The sequence below is a fragment of the Collinsella sp. CLA-ER-H11 genome, assembly GCF_040092445.1.
Classification (GTDB): Bacteria; Actinomycetota; Coriobacteriia; order Coriobacteriales; family Coriobacteriaceae; genus Collinsella.
Genome location: NZ_JBBNLN010000020.1, coordinates 1 through 18,367, shown reverse-complemented (window position 1 = coordinate 18,367; position 18,367 = coordinate 1). Strand labels below are relative to the sequence as shown.

The following is an 18,367-nucleotide window of genomic DNA, read 5'->3' as shown; positions in this document are numbered from 1 at the left end:
ATAAGGAGGGCCTACGAGGCATGGGTCGAGGCCGGACTTCCGCTCGATTGGGACAGGCAGGCCTTCGAGGCCGAGCGCAAAATGGATTCTAAAAAACACCTTGCCAAATAGGAGCGTCAGGACGCAAAGAGGCTCGCCGCACGAAGTGCGCAGCGAGCCTCTTTGCATGTCCGAGGACGTTTTGGAAAGTAACCCAAAGCGGCCCGGCGATCCTGCAGGAGTTAAACCCCTTTAGAACTTGTCGTGGAAGGTACGCGCAATGACCTCGTCCTGCTGCTCCTTGGTGAGCGTGTGGAAGTTCACGGCATAGCCGGAAACGCGGATGGTCAGCTGCGGGTACTTCTCGGGGTGAGCCTGAGCGTCGAGCAGCGTCTCACGGTTGAAGACGTTGATGTTCAGGTGGTGGCCACCCTTCTCGGCGTAAGCGTCGAGCATGTGGACCAGGTTATCGGCCTGGGTCTCGGAAACTTCAGAAACCTTCATAATGTGTCTCCTTCGATTAATAGGCGCCGGCCGAAACCGGCGCGCTAATCAGTAATCGTTATTGTTAGTATAGCACTAACAATAGTTACTCGCCCAGCTGATCAAGGTCGATATCGCCAAAGAACACCTGGTCCTCCTTGCCGAGCGCACTCGGGATGATGGAGAAGGTGTTGGAGATGCCGTCCTGAGCATCGCGGAACGGGAGCTTGGAAACCGAAGACAGCGAAGCGATGGCGCCATGGCTATCGCGCTTGTGCATGGGGTTAGCACCCGGGGCGAACGGCTGGCCAGCCTTGCGGCCGTCGGGCGTGGAGCCGGTCTTCTTACCGTACACGACGTTGGAGGTAATGGTCAAAACCGAGGTCGTAGGCACGGAGTTGCGGTAGGTATCGTTCATGCGGATGTACTCCATGAACTGGTGCACAACGTCGTGAGCAATCTGGTCGACGCGGTCGTCGTCGTTACCGTACTTGGGGAACTCGCCCTCGGTCTCGAAGTCGACGATGATGCCATTCTCGTCGCGGACGGGGTGAACCTTGGCGTACTTGATGGCGGACAGGGAGTCAGCCACGACGGAAAGGCCAGCGATGCCCGTAGCGAACCAGCGGTGCACGTGCTTGTCGTGCAGAGCCATCTGGATGCGCTCGTAGCAGTACTTGTCGTGCATGTAGTGAATGATGTTCAGCGAGTTGACGTACACGCCAGCGAGCCACTTCATCATGTCGTTGTACTTGGCCACAACGTCGTCGTAATCGAGCGTATCGCCCTCGACGGCGCGATACTTGGGGCCGACCTGCTTCTTGGAGACCTCGTCAACACCGCCGTTGAGTGCGTACAGCAGGCACTTGGCCAGGTTGGCGCGAGCGCCGAAGAACTGCATCTCCTTGCCAATGCGCATGGAGGATACGCAGCAGGCGATGCCGTAGTCGTCGCCGTGGTAAACGCGCATGAGGTCGTCGTTCTCGTACTGGATCGAGGAGCTGGCGACAGAAGTCTTGGCGCAGAACTTCTTGAAGTTCTCGGGCAGACGGGTCGACCACAGAACGGTCATGTTGGGCTCGGGGCTGGTGCCCATGTTCTCGAGCGTGTGCAGGTAGCGGTAGCTCATCTTGGTAACGAGCGTACGGCCGTCAACACCCATGCCGCCGATGGACTCGGTGACCCACTGCGGATCGCCGGTAAACAGGGCCTGGTACTCGGGGGTACGGGCGAACTTGACCATACGGAGCTTCATGATGAAGTGATCCACGAACTCCTGAATCTGCTCCTCGGTGAAGGTACCGTTGGCAAGGTCGCGCTCAGCGTAGATGTCGATGAACGTAGAGGTACGGCCGATGGACATAGCGGCGCCGTTCTGCTCCTTGACGGCAGCGAGGTAGGCGAAGTACATCCACTGGATGGCCTCCTGCGTGTTGGTAGCAGGGTTGGAAATATCGAAACCATAGGTCTCGGCCATCATCTTGAGCTCGCCGAGGGCGCGGATCTGCTCCTGCAGCTCCTCGCGGTCGCGGATGTTGTCGGCGGTCATGACCGTCGGGGTGGAAGCCTTCTGGGCCTCCTTGTCCTTGATCAGGTAGTCGACGCCGTACAGGGCAACACGACGGTAGTCGCCGATGATACGGCCGCGGCCATAGCCATCGGGCAGACCGGTGATGATGTGAGCCGAGCGGCAAGCACGCATCTCGGGGGTGTAAACATCGAAGACGCCAGCGTTGTGGGTCTTACGCTCGAAGGTGTAGCGCTCGACAACGTTCTCGTCGACCTTATAGCCGTGCTGGCTGGCAGCCTGGCAAGCGATGCGGATACCGCCGTTGACGTGCAGCGCGCGCTTGAGCGGCTTGTCGGTCTGGAGACCGACGATGGTCTCCTTCTCGCGGTGGGCGTTATCGATGTAGCCAGCGGGGTGGCTCACGATACCCGTAACGGTCTTGGTGTCCATATCGAGGACACCGCCCTGCTCGCGCTCCTTAAGCAGCAGGTCGAGAACCTCGCCCCACAGCTCCTTGGTACGCTCGGTCGGGCCGGCGAGGAACGACTCGTCGCCCTCGTAGGGGGTGTAGTTCTTCTGGATGAAGTCTCGGACGTCAACCTCTCCCGTCCAAATGCCTTCCTTGAAGCCTTCCCATGCCTCCTGCATTGTGTAACCACGCTCCTAGTTACGTGTAATGCGGCGCTCTCTCACACCGCTGCTTATTGAATTCTTGAATTTTCGGCTTGCACTACCGGCTTCTTCCGTTCTTCACCACACGTTGGTGCAGGGAAAACGTTTGTCCACCTTGGAACTACAACCCAAAACCCAAGATTTCACCCGTCTGAGAAGGATAACATAGCGACCCTCTCCATCTGGGCTGTTATATGTTTCTTTTTTTATATCATAAGGGTGTTTTTTACAAATCCGCAGGAAACGCGAGCGCGAACAACTACCGTTCACCGATTTGTATGTTATTTTTCCTTGCCTTTGTACGACGTTCGCTCTAGCTGTTATGCCAGCTTTAGCAGGGTAAAGTGTCCCAGAGACCCTACAGAAACTGCAGGGCGGCCACGGGATCCCCCGTGGCCGCCCTGTGGCGTAGCTAGTTTTTAGCTTTGATTGCCGCTTGGCATTAGGCGGCTGCGGCGGCCTTGTCGGTCGTTGCCTTGCTATCGCCGTTGCCCTGGCCCTCAAAATGCTTGTAGCACCAGCTGGTGACCAGCGGGGTCAAAATAGCCGTCACGATTGCGCAGGCAGCAACCTGTGCCGTAGCCGTCGCGAGCACGGCGCCGCCGTACATGGCCCCGTTGACGCTTGCCATGGCAGCAGGCGTGGCCACATTGGCTCCGGCGCAGCTCGAAATGGCCGCACCTGCGACACCCGTACCACCCGTGAGCTTATCGACCGCGATGACGGGAATTGCAAAGACCACCGAGCAGATCACGCCGAGCAGAATACCGGGGAGACCGCCATTAATGAGCTGGCCAAAGGTCATGGTCGAGCCCATGGCAAAGAAGACGAGCACGATGATGGCGGAAAGTGCCGGTGCCATCATCTTCTTAAAGCTGGGGAACAGGTTACCCAGAATAATGCCGATGACGATCGGCAGAATGGCACCCACGAGCGACCAGCCGATCGGAGCCTGACCGGCAGCGCCGAGCACGATCATCGTGACCGGAGGGCCGACAACGAGCGTGGTGATGGCGACGGCGCCACGCTCGGCCTCGTTGCCCATGGTGCCCATCAGACCAGCGTACATAGCGTTGTTGGCGCCGGTGCAAGCCGCCAGCATCACCATGGCAGAGATGCCAAACAGGTTGTCGTTGAACACATAAAGGATGAGCAGCGACACGGCAACGACCACGATCTGCTTGACAGCGATGATGATGGCGCCGCGTGCAGCGGCGGCGGGAGCACTCTTAAACGAAATCGTCGTACCGACGATGAGCAAAAAGGCGCCAACGAGCGGGCCTGCACCCTGCTGGGTCATGCCAAGCGTAAAGCTACCGAGCGTTTTAAACAGGTCGGGGAATAGCGTGTTGAGCAGGCAGCCCAACAGAAGCGGCACCAAGATATTGGCGCCCGGGATGGAGGACATCTTAAAGAACGGCTCCTTTGCCGCCGGCGCCTCCACCGCAGTCGATTCACTCATATATATCTCCTTTGGATGCATGCGAATCGTAGCCGCACGCGCCAATGTCAGAAAGAAGGCGACAACCCCGAGTCGCCAGGGTCGCCGCCAAACGATCACCGCGGGGTATTACCCGTCCAGGACGATGCCGCCGTCGCAGTCACCAATCTCGCCGTTCACGAAGCTGGCGAGGTCGGAAGCGAAGAACAGCACCATCTGCGCAGGCTCGCTGGCCTGGGCGGCGCGGCCCAGAGGAATACCGTTGATGATGCGCTGAGAGTTCTCGTCAGAGAGAATCGAGGTCATATCGGTCAACGTGAGCGACGGGCACACGGCGTTGCAGCGAACGCCAAACTTGCCGCCTTCCTTGGCGACTGCCTTGGTCAGACCGTTAACGCCTGCTTTGGAGCTCGCGTAAGCCGCGGTGCCGAGCAGGCCGCCACCGATCTTGCCCGCAACGGAACTCACGTTGACGATAGTACCGGCATGGGCCGCCTTAAAGTGCGGGTAGACGGCGTTCATCATGGTAAAGGTACCGTTGAGGTTGATGTCGATGGTGCGGCGCCACTCGGTGTCATCGATCTCGTCGAACTTCTTGGTGCTGATGACGCCAGCGCAGTTGATCAGGATGTTGGTTTGCGGCAGGTCCGTAAAAATCTGCTCGACGGTCTCGCGCGCCTTGGGCGCATCGGCGACATCGAGCTGATAGAACTTGTTGCCCTCGCCAAGCTCGGCCACAGCGGCCTCGCCCTTAGCAGCGTTCCTTGCGATGAGCGCGACATGTCCGCCGCCCGCAACGATGCCCTTGGCGATCTCGAGGCCAATGCCCTGAGTGCCGCCCGTGACAATCGCGGTCTTGCCCGTGAAGTCAAATGCCATGACTCCATCCCCCTTTATGTAAGGTGTCTCCTTGCGGGAAGTTGGAGCATCGCACGTGGCGATTATATGAGTCCCAGTCGTCATGGTGGTGACAACCCCTCGCCTAACCGCGGGCATGATAGTTCTTTGAAACGCTTTAGCAATTGAATGATTTTAAGTCTTAATGAGCTCTTAATATTGCCTACTGTATGAGGCCCGCGTATGGGGGTATCATCTTCCACCGAAAATAGTTTCTAGTGTTAGGGGTTTTCGGTGGAAGATACCGATTTCCATGAGCTTGGGCGTCAGCTCTTTACCGAGTTTGGCAGCATGCACCAGCGCGTTTCGCGCTTTGCCGACCAGGCTCTGGGTGGCGAGATGGCCGTCATGCGCGCCCTCATGCGCGCCGGCGGCTCGCTCACGCCGAGCGAACTCGCTGATCGCGCCTGGGTCTCGAGCGCCCGCATCGCCAATATCCTGCGCGCCCTCGAGGCCAAGGGCTGGGTCGAGCGCGAGCACTCAAAGACCGACCGTCGTCGCGTACACGTCACGGTGACCGACAAAGGATTCCAGGTTATCGAAATCAAACGTCGGGAATTCGAGGACCGCACCGCGGCCTTCCTCGAGCAGCTTGGCGAAACAGATACCCAAGAGATGGTGCGCCTTCTTAGACGTGCCAACGAAATTATCGACCGCAATCAAGAAAGGAGAGATGCCGAGTGAGGATTCTCAAGCTCTTTAAAAAACATATCCTGGCACTGTTCGCAGCTATCGTACTTATCGTAATCAGCTGCAACGCCGATCTGGCGCTGCCTACCTATATGAGCGACATCGTCGACGTGGGTGTGCAGCAAGGCGGCATCGCGTCGCCCGTACCCGACACCATCCGCGCCGAATCGCTCGACGACCTCGAACTCTTTATGAGCGCCAAGGACGCCAAGGCCGTGGAGGCCGTGTTTAGCAAGGCTGACAAAAACGACATTCGAACGTACGAGGGCACCGAGGAAGAGCGTGCCGATGGAGGCAAGATTGCCGACATTATGAGCCTGCCCGAGACTGTTGTCCTTTCGCTCAACCAGGGCATCGACGCCAACTCCATGGGCGACATGATGGGCTCGTCCAGCGAGAAAGACGACAACGCTGCCCAGGCCATGCCCACCCCCGAGCAAATGGCAGCGATGACGCCCGAGCAGCTCGCCGAGATGCAGCAGAAGGCCGCGGCGGCGCAGAACATGCAAAAGCAGATTGATGCCGACGGCGGTAAGATCACTATGAAGAGCCTGCGCCTGGGTGTCGAGGGCGGTCTGGTAGACCAAAGCAAGCTCGTCGAGGGCGCCAACCAAATGGCGGACAAAATGGGCTCCATGTCGGGCTCCATCGTCACCCAGCGCGCCGTGAGCTATGTACAGGACGAGTACAAGGCGCAGGGCATCGACCCCGCCGACGTGCAGAACGCCTACCTGAGCCGCATGGCGACCACGATGTTTGGACTGTGCCTCGTGTCGCTCGTCGCCACCATCCTGACCGGTGCCGTGGCTTCGCGCACCGCCTGCTCCATCGCCCGCGACCTGCGCCGCGAGACCTTCAACAAGGTTATGCACTTCTCGCCGGCCGAGGTGGGCAAGTTTAGCCAGGCCTCGCTCATCACCCGCTGCACCAACGACATTCAGCAGATCCAGATGGCCGCAACTCTGTTTATCCGCATGTGTCTGATGGCCCCCGTCATGGGCATCGTCGCCGTCATGCGCGTCCTGGCCAACCATACCGGCCTGGAGTGGACCATCGCCGTTGCCATCATCGCGGTCTCGGCCGTCGTCGGCGTGCTTATGGGCCTCACCATGCCCAAGTTCAAAAAGATGCAAAGCTTTGTTGACCGCGTGAACCTTACCGCCCGCGAGCTGCTCGACGGCCTTATGCCCATCCGCTCGTTCAACCGCGAGGAACATGAGCTCGAACGTTTTGACAAGGCGTCGCTCGACCTGATGACCACGCAGCTCTACACCAACCGAGCCATGAGCTTTATGATGCCGCTCATGATGCTCGTCATGAACTGCATCACCGTGCTTATCGTCTGGTTTGGCGCGCAGGGCGTGTCCGATGGCGTGATGCAGGTCGGCAACATGATGGCGTTTATCTCCTATACCATGCAGATCGTCATGGCGTTTATGATCCTCACCATGGTTTCGGTCATCCTGCCCCGCGCCGAGGTCGCAGCCGAGCGCGTGGAAGAGGTCATCACCTGCCCCACGAGCATCAACGACCCCGCCTCGCCCAAACTGCCCGCGGCCAGCGCACCGCGCGGTGAGCTCACCTTCCGCGACGTGAGCTTCCAGTATCCCGATGCCCGCGCCGACGTCATTAGCGGCGTGAACTTCACCACGCATGCCGGTCAGATGCTCGGCATCATTGGTTCCACGGGCTCGGGCAAGTCCACGCTCGTACAGCTGATTCCGCGCTTATACGACGTCACGGGCGGCAGTATTTCACTCGACGGCATCGACGTGCGCGATATGAGCCTTTCCGAGCTTCGCCGCCGCATTGGTTACATCCCGCAGCAGGGGCGTCTGTTCTCGGGCACCGTGGAGAGCAACCTTAAGTTTGCCGGCGACATGGTAAGCGACGAGAACATGCACGAGGCCGCGCGCATCGCCCAAGCCGAGGACTTTATCGCCGAGCGCGAGGGCGGCTACGACTCCCCCATCAGCCAGGGCGGCTCCAATGTCTCGGGCGGTCAGCGTCAGCGTCTGGCCATCGCCCGCGCGTTGGCAAAAAAGCCCGAGGTCCTGGTGTTCGATGACTCGTTTAGTGCCCTCGACTACAAGACCGACGCGCGCCTGCGCGAAGAGCTTGCCAAAAACGTTACCGACGCCGCGCTCGTTGTCGTAGCCCAGCGCATCGCGACCATCATGCACGCCGACCAGATCATCGTGCTCGACGACGGCCACGTGGTGGGCACTGGTACGCACGAGGAGCTGCTGCACAGCTGCCCGGCGTACCTGGAGATCGCACAGTCGCAGCTTTCCGCCGAGGAGCTGGGGCTCACTCAAGAAGAAATTGCAGCCGTTATGGAGGGAGGCGAGCACTAATGGCAGACGAGACCAAGACTCAGATTCCCAAGCCCACCCGCCAGCGCGGTCCCATGGGCCGCATGGGCGGCATGGGCCGCGGCGAGAAGGCCAAGGACTTTAAGGGCGCCATGCGGCAGTTGCTCGGCTATATCGGTCAACACAAGGTTGCCGTGCTTGCCGCCGTCGCCTTTGCCGTGTGCTCGGTCGTCTTTAACATTGTGGGACCAAAGGTGCTCGGCCAGGTTACGACCAAGCTGTTCGAAGGCCTGGTCGCCAAGGTCAACGGTACCGGCGATGTCGACTTTGCCTGGATCGCCAAGACGCTCGGCTTTTTGCTCTGCCTGTATCTGGCAAGCTCTGTTTGCAGCCTCATCCAGGGCTGGCTCATGACCGGCGTCACGCAAAAGATTTGCTACCGCATGCGCAAGGAGATCGCCGCCAAGATTGCCGTCGTGCCGATGAGCTACTTTAACGGACACAGCAAGGGCGATGTGCTCAGCCGCATCACCAACGACGTCGATACGCTGGGTCAGTCGCTCAACCAGAGCGTGACGCAGCTCATCACGTCGGTGACGCAGATTATCGGCGTGCTCGTCATGATGCTGTCGATCAGCCTGCCGCTTACCGGCGTCACCGTGCTCACACTGCCGGCCGCCGCGATTATCCTGACCGTGATGATTCATTTCTCGCAGCCGTACTTCCGCGAGCAGCAGCAGGTCCTGGGCACCGTCAACGGCATTATCGAGGAGGACTTTGCCGGCCAGAACGTCATTCAGGTGTTCGACCGCGCCGAGGCCTCAATCGAAGAGTTCGACCGTCAAAACAACCGCCTCTTTATTAGTGGCTGGCGCTCGCAGTTCCTGTCGGGCCTGATGATGCCGCTTATGAGCTTGGTGGGCAACATGGGCTACGTGGGCGTGGTCGTGGTGGGCGCACAGCTCGCGCTGACCGGCAATGCCACGCCCGGCGACATCCAAAGCTTTATCCAGTACGTTCGCAACTTTACGCAACCCGTGCAGCAGCTGGGCAACGTGAGCAACACGATGCAGTCTATGGCCGCTGCCACCGAGCGCGTCTTTGAGTTCCTGGCCGCGCCCGAGGAGGAGCAGAAGGCCGACGCGCAGATTCCCGAAAAGCGCCCTGGCCATGTGGAGTTTGACCACGTCAAGTTTGGCTACACGCCCGACAAGACCATCATCCACAACTTTAGCTGCGAGGCACAGCCCGGCCAGACCATCGCCATCGTCGGTCCCACCGGCGCCGGCAAGACCACGCTCATTAAGCTGCTACAGCGCTTCTACGACGTGGACGGCGGCTCGCTGCGCGTCGATGGCGTCGACGTACGCGATTGGGACCGCGCGGCACTGCGCGGCGAGTTTGCCATGGTGCTGCAGGATACGTGGCTGTTTAACGGCACCATCCGCGAGAACATCCGCTACGGACGCCCCGATGCAAGCGATGCCGAGGTCGAGGCCGCTGCACGCGCTGCACGCTGCGACCACTTTATCCATACGCTCGCCGGCGGTTACAACTTTATGATCAACGAGGAAGGCACCAACCTTTCGCAGGGCCAACGCCAGCTCGTGACCATTGCCCGCGCCATTTTGGCCGACCGCCCGGCGCTGATTTTGGACGAGGCGACATCCAACGTCGATACCCGCACCGAGGAGCTTATTCAGCGCGCCACGGATGCGCTGATGCAGGGCCGTACCAGCTTTGTTATCGCACACCGCCTGTCCACGATCCGCAACGCCGACGTGATCTTGGTAATTCGCGACGGCGACATCGTCGAGAAGGGCACGCACGACGAGCTGCTCGCTCAAGGCGGCTTCTACGCCGACCTGTACAACTCGCAGTTCGACGAAGCGGCGTAAATTCTGCCGCAGGGAACGGATAACACCCGAGAACGGGGGGCGCAGGACAACCTGCGCCCCCGTTTTTTGTTCTGCGACCCTCAAACCGCCTCCCCTGGGACCAAATCGACAGCCTCTTCCAAGCCGCGTGACATCATTCCATTCCAAGGTCAGTTGACGTTTGACCAGATAAAACCTGCCAAAATAAACCTGTCCCTTTTTGGCAGGTTTTGGGGTGATGAGGGCTTGCACTTTAGCGTGCGACAGCGGATAATGCCGAGCATTCGACAATGCACACTTTGTCTTATTTGATTGAGGAGGCCCCGTATGGCCATGGAATTCAAGCGCAGGTTGCCGATCCCCATGGAAATCCGCGAGGAAATGCCGCTTTCCGCCGATCTTACCGCCAAAAAACAGGCATTCGACGCCGAGGTCGCCAAGGTCTTTACCGGCGAGGACGCGCGCAAGGTGCTCATCATCGGCCCGTGCTCTGCCGACCGCGAGGACTCGGTGCTTGAGTACATGAGCCGACTGGCCAAGGTCGCCGAAGAGGTCAAGGACAAACTCATCATCATTCCGCGCGTCTATACCAACAAGCCGCGCACCAAGGGCACCGGCTACAAGGGCCTGCTGCACAACCCCGATCCCGAGGCGCCCGATGACCTGCTCGAAGGCGTTAAAGCCATCCGCCATATGCACCTGCGCGTCATCGAGGAGACCGGTTTCTTTACCGCCGATGAGATGCTCTACCCGTCCAACTACCAGTACCTCGTCGACCTGCTGAGCTACGTCGCCGTGGGCGCGCGCTCGGTCGAGAACCAGGAGCATCGTCTGGTGTCGAGCGGCATTTCGGTGCCTGTGGGCATGAAGAACCCCACCGCCGGTTCCACCACCGTCATGCTCAACTCCATCTACGCCGCCCAGGCACATCAAAGCTTCATCTTCCGCAACTGGGAGGTCGAGTGCGACGGCAATCCGCTCGCGCACGCCGTCATGCGTGGCTACATTGGTCTCGACGGTCGTACCTACCCCAATTACCACTACGAGCATCTGGAGCGTCTGGCTGAGCGCTATACCGAGCATGCCGGCTACGCCAACCCGGCGGCGATCATCGACTGCAACCACGACAACTCGGGCAAGCGCCCGCTGGAGCAGCACCGCATCTGCAAGGAGGTGCTCGACAGCTGCCGCCGCAACGAGTCCATCTCCAAGCTGGTCAAGGGCTTTATGATCGAATCCTACCTGGAGGACGGTAACCAGTCTGTCGACGGCGGCGTCTTTGGCAAGTCCATCACCGACCCGTGCCTGGGCTGGGAAAAGACCGACTACCTCATCCACGAGATCGCAGAGCGGGTTTAGTTACGCGGTTTTACCAAACCGCGTAACTACTCGACGCTGCGCGGGCCGCACCTGTACAATCTGACGCTCAACTTCAAGGGCGCGACCAGAAGGTCAGCGCCCTTTCGTTTCACGTCACCTTGTCTCAAATGCGGCCCGCTCGCTGTCCGTCCTCTACCTGCGGCGCCGTCTTGCTCCGGACGCGACAGTTAGGGACGTTCCTTTTCTGCCGGCAGTCTGGGACATTCCTTGGGGTAGTCGTTGGGGACGCTCTTGTTTGACTAGTCGTTTAAGAACGTCCCCCATGACCACTGCAAAAAAGCGCCGCCGCGGACGCTCACGCATCCGCGGCGGCCTGCACTAAATCGCGACGACGGCTGGCACCTTAGCGTTCTACCGAGCAGATCGTCCGCTCTTTACCTCGATCGACCGATTACCCCTCGTATACGATACGGCCATCGGAGACAGTGAACAGAATCTTGGTATCGGAGATCTTCTTGGGATCGCAATGAAGAATGTCTTGATCGAGCACCGTGATGTCGGCGAGCTTGCCCACCTCGAGCGTACCGATTTTATCCTCCATGTAGTTCTCAAAGGCAACGTTTTTGGTATATGCCTCGAGCGCCTGATATGCCGTGATGGCCTGCTCGGGCCAACGGTACATATCGGTGTCCTCCTCCTCGGGATACGGGCTGTTGCGCGTAACGGCCACCTCGATCTCCTCGAGCGGCGCATAGCCGGTGACCGGGCCATCGCTCGCACCGGAGATAAAGCAGCCGGCCTCGAGCATCTTCTTGACGGGGTAGAACTTCATGGCGCGATCCTCGCCCACAAAGGCGATCTCGAGGTCGCACAAAGGATCGTGATACATCCACAGGAACTGCAACGCGCACACAATGTCGAGATCGACGACGCGCTGAATGTCCTCGTCGGTGATTGCACACACATGCGTCATGGTGTTGCGGCGATCATCGCGCTCACCGTTCTCCTTGACGCAGCGCTCGTAGGCATCGAGTGTATTGTGGACGGCGCCATCTCCGATCGCGTGAACATGAATCTGAACACCCTCTTTGTCGAGGGCGGCCACCATGTCGCTGAACTCCTGCTGATCCCAGACGGACTCGCCGTGCCAGTTATCGCCCTTACCGGCGGCGGAGGTATATGGCTCGAGCATCACGGCGCTGCCGCCCTCGGTAACGCCATCGGAGTAGATCTTGACCGTACCGGTAGAGATCATGTTGCTATCGAACTTCTTGAGGTCCTTCACGGTTTTAAGGGCCTCTTCAGCCGTAATGCCGGGCCTAATGGTAGGAAGTACTCGCATGCGCAGGTTAAGCTTGCCATCTTTCTCAAGGTCAGTATAGAACTGGCAATCCTCTGCCGTAGAATCTCCCACGACGCTTATGTTGGTAATGCCGGTGATGCCGTATTTCGTAGCCACCTGCTGGTACTTGTCGATAGCGTTCTCAAGCTCCTTGTCCGTATGCTCGACGGAGACAACCTCCCTCACCATACCTGCAGCAGAATCGATCAAGTAGCCAGTCGCCTCGCCGTTTGCATCGCGGGTGATGATGCCGCCCGTGGGATTGGGGGTATCGTTATCGATGCCCGCAAGCTCGAGCGCACGGCTGTTGACCCACACCGAATGATAGGAAACATCGGTCAGCATGATGGGCTTATCGGAACAGATCTCATCGAGGATGGACTTGTTGGGGCCGGGATTGGTGCCATCCTCTTGCTCGAAGGCGTTGATCATGAACGAGCCGCCAACGTAAGCCTCATCATCGGGATGCTTGGTTACAAAATCACTGACCGCCTTCTTATACTCATCGATCGTGGTAGCCTTGGTAAGATCGATTTCGTACAGCGCGGTCACCCAGTTGCCCGGAGCGTGGATATGGCCGTCCATAAAGCCGGGGATCACCATACCGCCATCAAGATCGATGACGCGCGTGTTGTCATCGATGTACTCGTCAACACCGGAGTCTTCGCCTACATATACGATCTTGTTGCCCGAGACAGCCAGGGCGGCCGCGGTGTCGCCCTCTTTGACCATCGTCTGAATCGTGCCGTTACGAAAGACGATGGATGCCTTATCGGAACTCGCGCTGCCGGTGCTTCCGGCATTTGAAGAATTGTTGGCGCAACCGGCGGCACCCACCGCAACAGCCGCGGCGCCTAACGTGCTCAGACCGAGAAAGCTTCTACGGGAAACGGGGGGGATAGAGGTCTTAATATAACCCACCTTTCTGTTGACATCGCCGCGCTTTCGCGACGCTTGCTATCACCTGAATAGCACCCCCGGGTATAAACTTGTCAGCACAAACGGGGTTATTGCCGTAAGCGGAGGCCTATATCCCCTATAACCCTGCCTTTAACCTGCCCAAAAGCTCTGAAGAAGCTCGGACCGCGATGAGACACCGCATTTACGGAATATCGTGTGAACATGCGATTTGACCGTGCCGACAGAGATAAACAATTCATTCGCTATGGCGCGGTTATCCTGGCCATCGAGCAGAAGGTCGAGCACTTCGCGTTCACGCGCGGAGATATCGTGCTGGTCGCAGAATGCCGAGAAGCGGACCTCCGCAATCTGCTTGGCAGAGGTGCCAGACGTTGTGGGCGGAGCAGAAAAGCGCAACGACAAGATCCGCGACGCCGCACGAACGGTATACATCGCGGCCACCACGCTCATGATGTTCTCTGGGATGTTTCTGCCGTAGGCAAAATACAGGTAATCAATGACTTCGATCCGCCCAATATTCAGCCCGAGAACGCGTACATCCTCGATCAGAACAAACACCGTCAACACAGCCATCACAATAAGAAACCTGCCGTAGCGTGCATAGAAGCTCTTTCGCGCCAACGGTTTGCTTTTGCGGTAGCAGACGAAAATCATGCCAAACGCCACGAACATGAACAAGGAGCGCAACGCATAAAATGCGAGTTGTTTGATTGAATCGGGCTGCAAAACAAGCGACATGGCCTCGAAAGCAGAAAAGACGATGCAGGGCACGAGCATGTGAAGCCGGCTCGTCTTGTTTGCGATCGCCAATGCAAATGCCCACATGCTCGCCATGATTCCAATCGATAGGACGAGTTTCGTTATGGGGTGAGTCATGGGAAATTGGCTGCTGAGGATATCTGCCATCATCTTACTGCCCTGATACTCATCGAGGAATACGAGGGCGCTTTCGAGCATGTCGAAGAAAAAGAAGGCCGAGACCGTCAAGTAGCTTGTTCGATGTGAGACGAGGTATGCGCATACCGATACGCACACCGCCACCATGCAAACCAAGACGAATGTGATTCCGTAGAAGAAGTTGAACGTACTCACTACCGGGCCTTTCGCTTATTGATATGTGCTAAGGATAAACTTTACGCCAAAGACATGCAGATCGCTGTCTTCAGCGCAAAATCCAGCCAAAGAAAGGAAGGGTGGAAGACGCATATCCCCCACCCCAGCGCATGGGCGAAACTAGCCAGTGATGCGGGTGCCGGAGAGGCCGGCCATGGTCTCGGCGATGGTAGTCGTTGGGGACGTTCTTGTTTGACTAGTCGTTTAAGAACGTCCCCAACGACTACCCAGAATGAGAGTGGATAATCTCCCGTTTTTGGCCTATATCAGCGCTAAAAGTGGGAGATTATCCACTCTCGTCGAGCGGGCGTCCGATAATCCACTCTCATTCTCTCTTGGAACCCTCCGTCCCCGAGGAATCGAGGCTCGTCTGCCGAATGGTCGATGCGGCCGCCCTGCGTCCATGTCAAACTCATAGATGGCCTGACCCAACTTGGAAGGAGTCTCCATGAGCCTTGAGAACGTAGCCCTGCGCGCCGCCACGCTTGATGACCTGACCGGCATCGCCGCCATCTACAACCAGCTGTGGTGCAACACGCTGCGCAACCGCGGCGACGTCGAAGCCGCCGATTTCTGCGCACGCTTTAACATCGCCATGCAGCTGCAGCGTTCCCCCATCGCACTCGTCGCCGAGGCCGAGGGCCGCATTATCGCCGCCTGCTGCATCGGCATCTTCGAGGACGGCAAGCCGCGTACCAATCCCACCTGGGAGCCCTGTTACGACGAGCTGTTTATCCAGGCAACCGAGATGGCAAAGACCGCCGATGCCAAGCTCGAGGGCTCGCTCTTTGGCGACAGTCGTGAAAAGGCCACGGCCGACCGCTTTGCCGCCACGGGCAACGAGTATGCCCAGGGCCAGCTCAACCTGATCATCATTGCGCCCGAGTGGCAGGGCAAGGGACTCGGCCGCGAGCTCATCGACCTTACGCGCGCTGAGCTCGCCAAGGCAGGCTGCACCAAGTTCTTCCTGATGAGCGACTGCAACGCCGACTGGCAGTTCTACGAGCACCTCAACATGAAGCGCATTCTAGAAGATCACAGCCAGGACACCGGCGACGGCTTTATCGTCTACATGTACGGAGGCGACACGCAGGATTAGCCCGCACATCCAAGCCGCACGGCCCGCCGTTCAGCTGAAACCACCACACAAAAAGTCCGCCGACCATTGAAGTCGGCGGACTTTCGCGTGCGGACAATCAAGCGTTGTTCACCATGGAACTGCTATTTACAGCGCGCCTTAGGCTGCTGCTGGGTGATGCAGTGGATGTTGCCGCCGCCGTAGATAACTTCACGGGTCATGATACCGATGACTTCGCGGTCCGGATAAGCAGCTTGGATATCCTTGAGCGCCTGGGCGTCATTGGGATCGCCGAACTGCGGTACAAGCACCGCACCGTTGATGGGCAGGAAATTGAGATAGCTCGGTTCGAAAGCGTCCTCGGGAGTACGCGGCAGCACGCCCTCGACGGGATCGATCGTGCTGGCCTCTTCTTCGGTCATATATACCGATGTCGCAGGCATGATCACCTTGTGGATCTTGAGCTTGCGACCCTTGGCATCCGTGGCCTCGGAGAGCGTCTTGTACGCCTCCTGACACTCCTTGTAGAACTTGTGGTTGGGATCGTCGGTCCACATGCAGCAGACTTCGCCGGGCGCACTAAAGCATGCGACGTCGTCCACATGGCCGTTCGTTTCGTACGGATCGATTCCGTCCTTGATCCAGATAACCTTCTCGATACCGAGATACTCAGAGAGCTTCTCCTCAATCTGCTCCTTGGTGTACTGTGGGTTGCGGTCCTCGTTGAGCAGACACATCTCGGTGGTCACGACGGTGCCTTGACCATCACAGTTGAACGAGCCGCCCTCGAGGATGTAATCCTCGGGACGATAACGGTTAACCTGCTCAAGCTGTGCCACCTGCAGGCCAATGGAAGCGTCCTTGTCCCACGGGAAATACAGGCCATCAATGAAGCCGCCGTAAGCATTAAAGTGGAAGTGCGAAAGGGCCACCTCACCATTGTCATTAACGAGGAATGCCGGGCCGGGGTCGCGAATCCAGCTGTCGTTGTACTCCATGTGGATAACGCGCACGTTCTCAACGCCGTCGAAGATCTCACACACCGCGGGGAAGTCTTCGGTGTTGACGCCCACAGTGATGGGCTGAAAGCGTGCAACGGTCTTGATGATCTCGGTGAAGACCTTCTGCGCCGGCTTGGCGCCGCAGCGCCACACGTCGGAGCGGTGCGGCCATAGAATCCAGGTGCGCTCCTGCTCCTCATACTCACCGGGCATATAGAACCCGTCCTTCTTAGGCGTGGATTCACTCTCGTAGATTGTCTTCATTTCAAGCTCCTAAATCTCGGTGCTTTTGCTTGACGAGACCATGATGCGGCCGCACCGAGATGTTCTCAATGGTCCCTCGAGCCCCTTTCAACGACCAACGGTATACCATTCGCTGACCTAAAGTTCTATTCAGGCCGAGAACATGACATACTGGGTTCCACAATGGAAAGGACGCCCTATGCCCCCATGCAATAAACAGCAGACTATTGAGTTGGACGGTACGACCTGGACTGCTCTCAACGAGCTCGCGCTTGCAATCCACGCATCACACGGTATTGATAAGCTGCAAAAGGAGACCCTCGAGGGAACGACAGGGCTCGTGCCCCATCGGATCGCCATGTTCGACCTTATCGAGGCGGCGGACAGTGATGCCCCACGCTACGTCCATCCTGCAAGCAGCGGAATGGACGACCGCGCACTGAGCGACTACTACAACCGCTACGCCGCGATGGACTATACAACATGGAGCTTTGACCTACATAAGGTCGGCGTCTACCGCGACCTCGACCTGGTCGACGTCGAGCGACGCGATGCCACGCCCATCTATCGCAAATGGATGGAACCGCAGGGCGTCTACTTTGGCTGTACGGCCACGCTCGCGCACAACGACAGCCCGCTAGGAAGCATCGCCCTGTTTCGCGAACGCACGGCCGGAGACTTTACCGACACCGAGCTCGCAATCCTGCTCGAAATCGCTCGGCACGCGAGCCTCGCGCTCGCCAACCTCTATCCTCGGGGCATTAAACTCACCCAGACCGAAGACACAAACCAGCTGAATGCTTTCATTGCAGAACATAATATCCAACCGCGCGAAGCCGAAGTCATGCGGCTCATGCTCGACGGCAAAACGAACAAACAGATGGCAAACGAGCTATTCATAAGCGAGTCGACCGTAAAGAAGCACGTCAACGCCATCTATCGCAAGCTCGGCGTCAGCAACCGACTGGGCCTTATGACTGCCGCGCAAAACATCCTGCGATAAAAAAGGCGCCCTCCATACGGAGAACGCCCTTTGATTTCGCCATTTGAATTAGTGTCGGCTCTGGCTCAAAGAGTAGACGGGGTCATTTTGGTAGGTTTTATCTGGGTAAACGCCAATACGACACCCAAACCTCTACAGAAGGAACAGGCACTTATGTGGTGGTTCAGAAAGGAAACGGCCCGCTCCGGCGGTTTATCTCAATCTGTAACAAGTAGAGGCGATTTATTAAGTTAGACGTTACAGATTGTAGACGTTACAGATTGAGACGTTGAAGATAGCGCAGAAATAGGCGTCGCATTTGTGTTGGTTTTGAACTCTCCGCGACGGGATGCTAGACTGGCGACGTATACATTCGCGCACTGATATTTTCTGTATTGAAGACGTCGATGGTGCACCCGTATACCATTGACGTCGACACCATCAGATGCGGACCGCGCGGTGACCCCACATTCCGCTGGCGCCCACAGGGCTGCCCTCGTTTC

At 58.2% G+C, this 18,367-nt stretch carries 13 protein-coding genes; 6 read left to right on the top strand and 7 right to left on the bottom strand.

The annotated features are described in order from the left end of the window. Positions 1–231: 231 nt before the first annotated feature. From grcA3 to AAAX35_RS09415, 4 genes are all read right to left on the bottom strand, one after another. Positions 232–483: an autonomous glycyl radical cofactor GrcA3 gene (grcA3, locus tag AAAX35_RS09430; protein WP_006234861.1), complete on the bottom strand. Its 252-nt coding sequence runs from the start codon at positions 481–483 to the stop codon at positions 232–234. An 85-nt stretch (positions 484–568) separates the two neighbouring features. Beyond that, complete coding sequence (pflB, locus tag AAAX35_RS09425) at positions 569–2,620, bottom strand: formate C-acetyltransferase (protein ID WP_055310750.1); 2,052 nt, start codon at positions 2,618–2,620, stop codon at positions 569–571. A 466-nt stretch (positions 2,621–3,086) separates the two neighbouring features. Beyond that, complete coding sequence (locus tag AAAX35_RS09420; RefSeq protein WP_349117441.1) at positions 3,087–4,106, bottom strand: 2-keto-3-deoxygluconate permease; 1,020 nt, start codon at positions 4,104–4,106, stop codon at positions 3,087–3,089. A 108-nt stretch (positions 4,107–4,214) separates the two neighbouring features. Further along, positions 4,215–4,964 carry an SDR family NAD(P)-dependent oxidoreductase gene (locus AAAX35_RS09415; RefSeq protein WP_006234857.1) on the bottom strand — a complete coding sequence of 250 codons (750 nt, stop codon included), beginning with the start codon at positions 4,962–4,964 and terminating at the stop codon, positions 4,215–4,217. Positions 4,965–5,216: 252 nt separating this feature from the next. Between AAAX35_RS09415 and AAAX35_RS09410 the strand changes: the two genes are divergently transcribed. From AAAX35_RS09410 to AAAX35_RS09395, 4 genes are all read left to right on the top strand, one after another. Then, the gene (locus AAAX35_RS09410) at positions 5,217–5,666 is read left to right on the top strand and encodes a MarR family transcriptional regulator (RefSeq protein ID WP_050766108.1); all 450 of its coding nucleotides are present in this window, start codon (positions 5,217–5,219) and stop codon (positions 5,664–5,666) included. Next, entirely contained in the window at positions 5,663–8,029 is a 2,367-nt protein-coding gene (locus tag AAAX35_RS09405) for an ABC transporter ATP-binding protein (RefSeq protein WP_349117440.1), read from the top strand. Before AAAX35_RS09410 ends, AAAX35_RS09405 begins: the two co-directional genes overlap by 4 nt. Next, positions 8,029–9,885, top strand: a complete 1,857-nt coding sequence (locus tag AAAX35_RS09400) for an ABC transporter ATP-binding protein (protein WP_349117439.1) — start codon at positions 8,029–8,031, stop codon at positions 9,883–9,885. Before AAAX35_RS09405 ends, AAAX35_RS09400 begins: the two co-directional genes overlap by 1 nt. A 306-nt stretch (positions 9,886–10,191) precedes the next feature. Beyond that, a complete protein-coding gene (locus AAAX35_RS09395; protein ID WP_154514938.1) occupies positions 10,192–11,223 on the top strand; it encodes a 3-deoxy-7-phosphoheptulonate synthase in 1,032 nt (343 codons plus the stop codon). Positions 11,224–11,635: 412 nt separating this feature from the next. Here the strand turns inward: AAAX35_RS09395 and AAAX35_RS09390 are convergent, their stop codons facing one another. Together AAAX35_RS09390 and AAAX35_RS09385 are read right to left on the bottom strand one after the other, a co-directional pair. Further along, the gene (locus tag AAAX35_RS09390; RefSeq protein WP_349117438.1) at positions 11,636–13,447 is read right to left on the bottom strand and encodes an amidohydrolase; all 1,812 of its coding nucleotides are present in this window, start codon (positions 13,445–13,447) and stop codon (positions 11,636–11,638) included. 129 nt (positions 13,448–13,576) lie between these two features. Continuing rightward, on the bottom strand, positions 13,577–14,539 hold the full coding sequence (locus tag AAAX35_RS09385; RefSeq protein WP_154514942.1) for a helix-turn-helix transcriptional regulator: 963 nt from the start codon (positions 14,537–14,539) through the stop codon (positions 13,577–13,579). Between the two features lie 469 nt (positions 14,540–15,008). Here AAAX35_RS09385 and AAAX35_RS09380 point away from each other — a divergent pair, with 469 nt between their 5' ends. Further along, positions 15,009–15,659: a GNAT family N-acetyltransferase gene (locus AAAX35_RS09380; RefSeq protein ID WP_349117437.1), complete on the top strand. Its 651-nt coding sequence runs from the start codon at positions 15,009–15,011 to the stop codon at positions 15,657–15,659. 122 nt (positions 15,660–15,781) lie between these two features. On the opposite strand, the gene aguA is transcribed toward AAAX35_RS09380, so the two are convergent. Then, positions 15,782–16,903, bottom strand: a complete 1,122-nt coding sequence (gene aguA, locus AAAX35_RS09375; protein WP_154514946.1) for an agmatine deiminase — start codon at positions 16,901–16,903, stop codon at positions 15,782–15,784. Between the two features lie 178 nt (positions 16,904–17,081). Here aguA and AAAX35_RS09370 point away from each other — a divergent pair, with 178 nt between their 5' ends. After that, positions 17,082–17,885, top strand: coding sequence for a LuxR C-terminal-related transcriptional regulator (locus AAAX35_RS09370; protein WP_349117436.1), 804 nt, complete (start codon positions 17,082–17,084; stop codon positions 17,883–17,885). Positions 17,886–18,367: the final 482 nt, after the last annotated feature.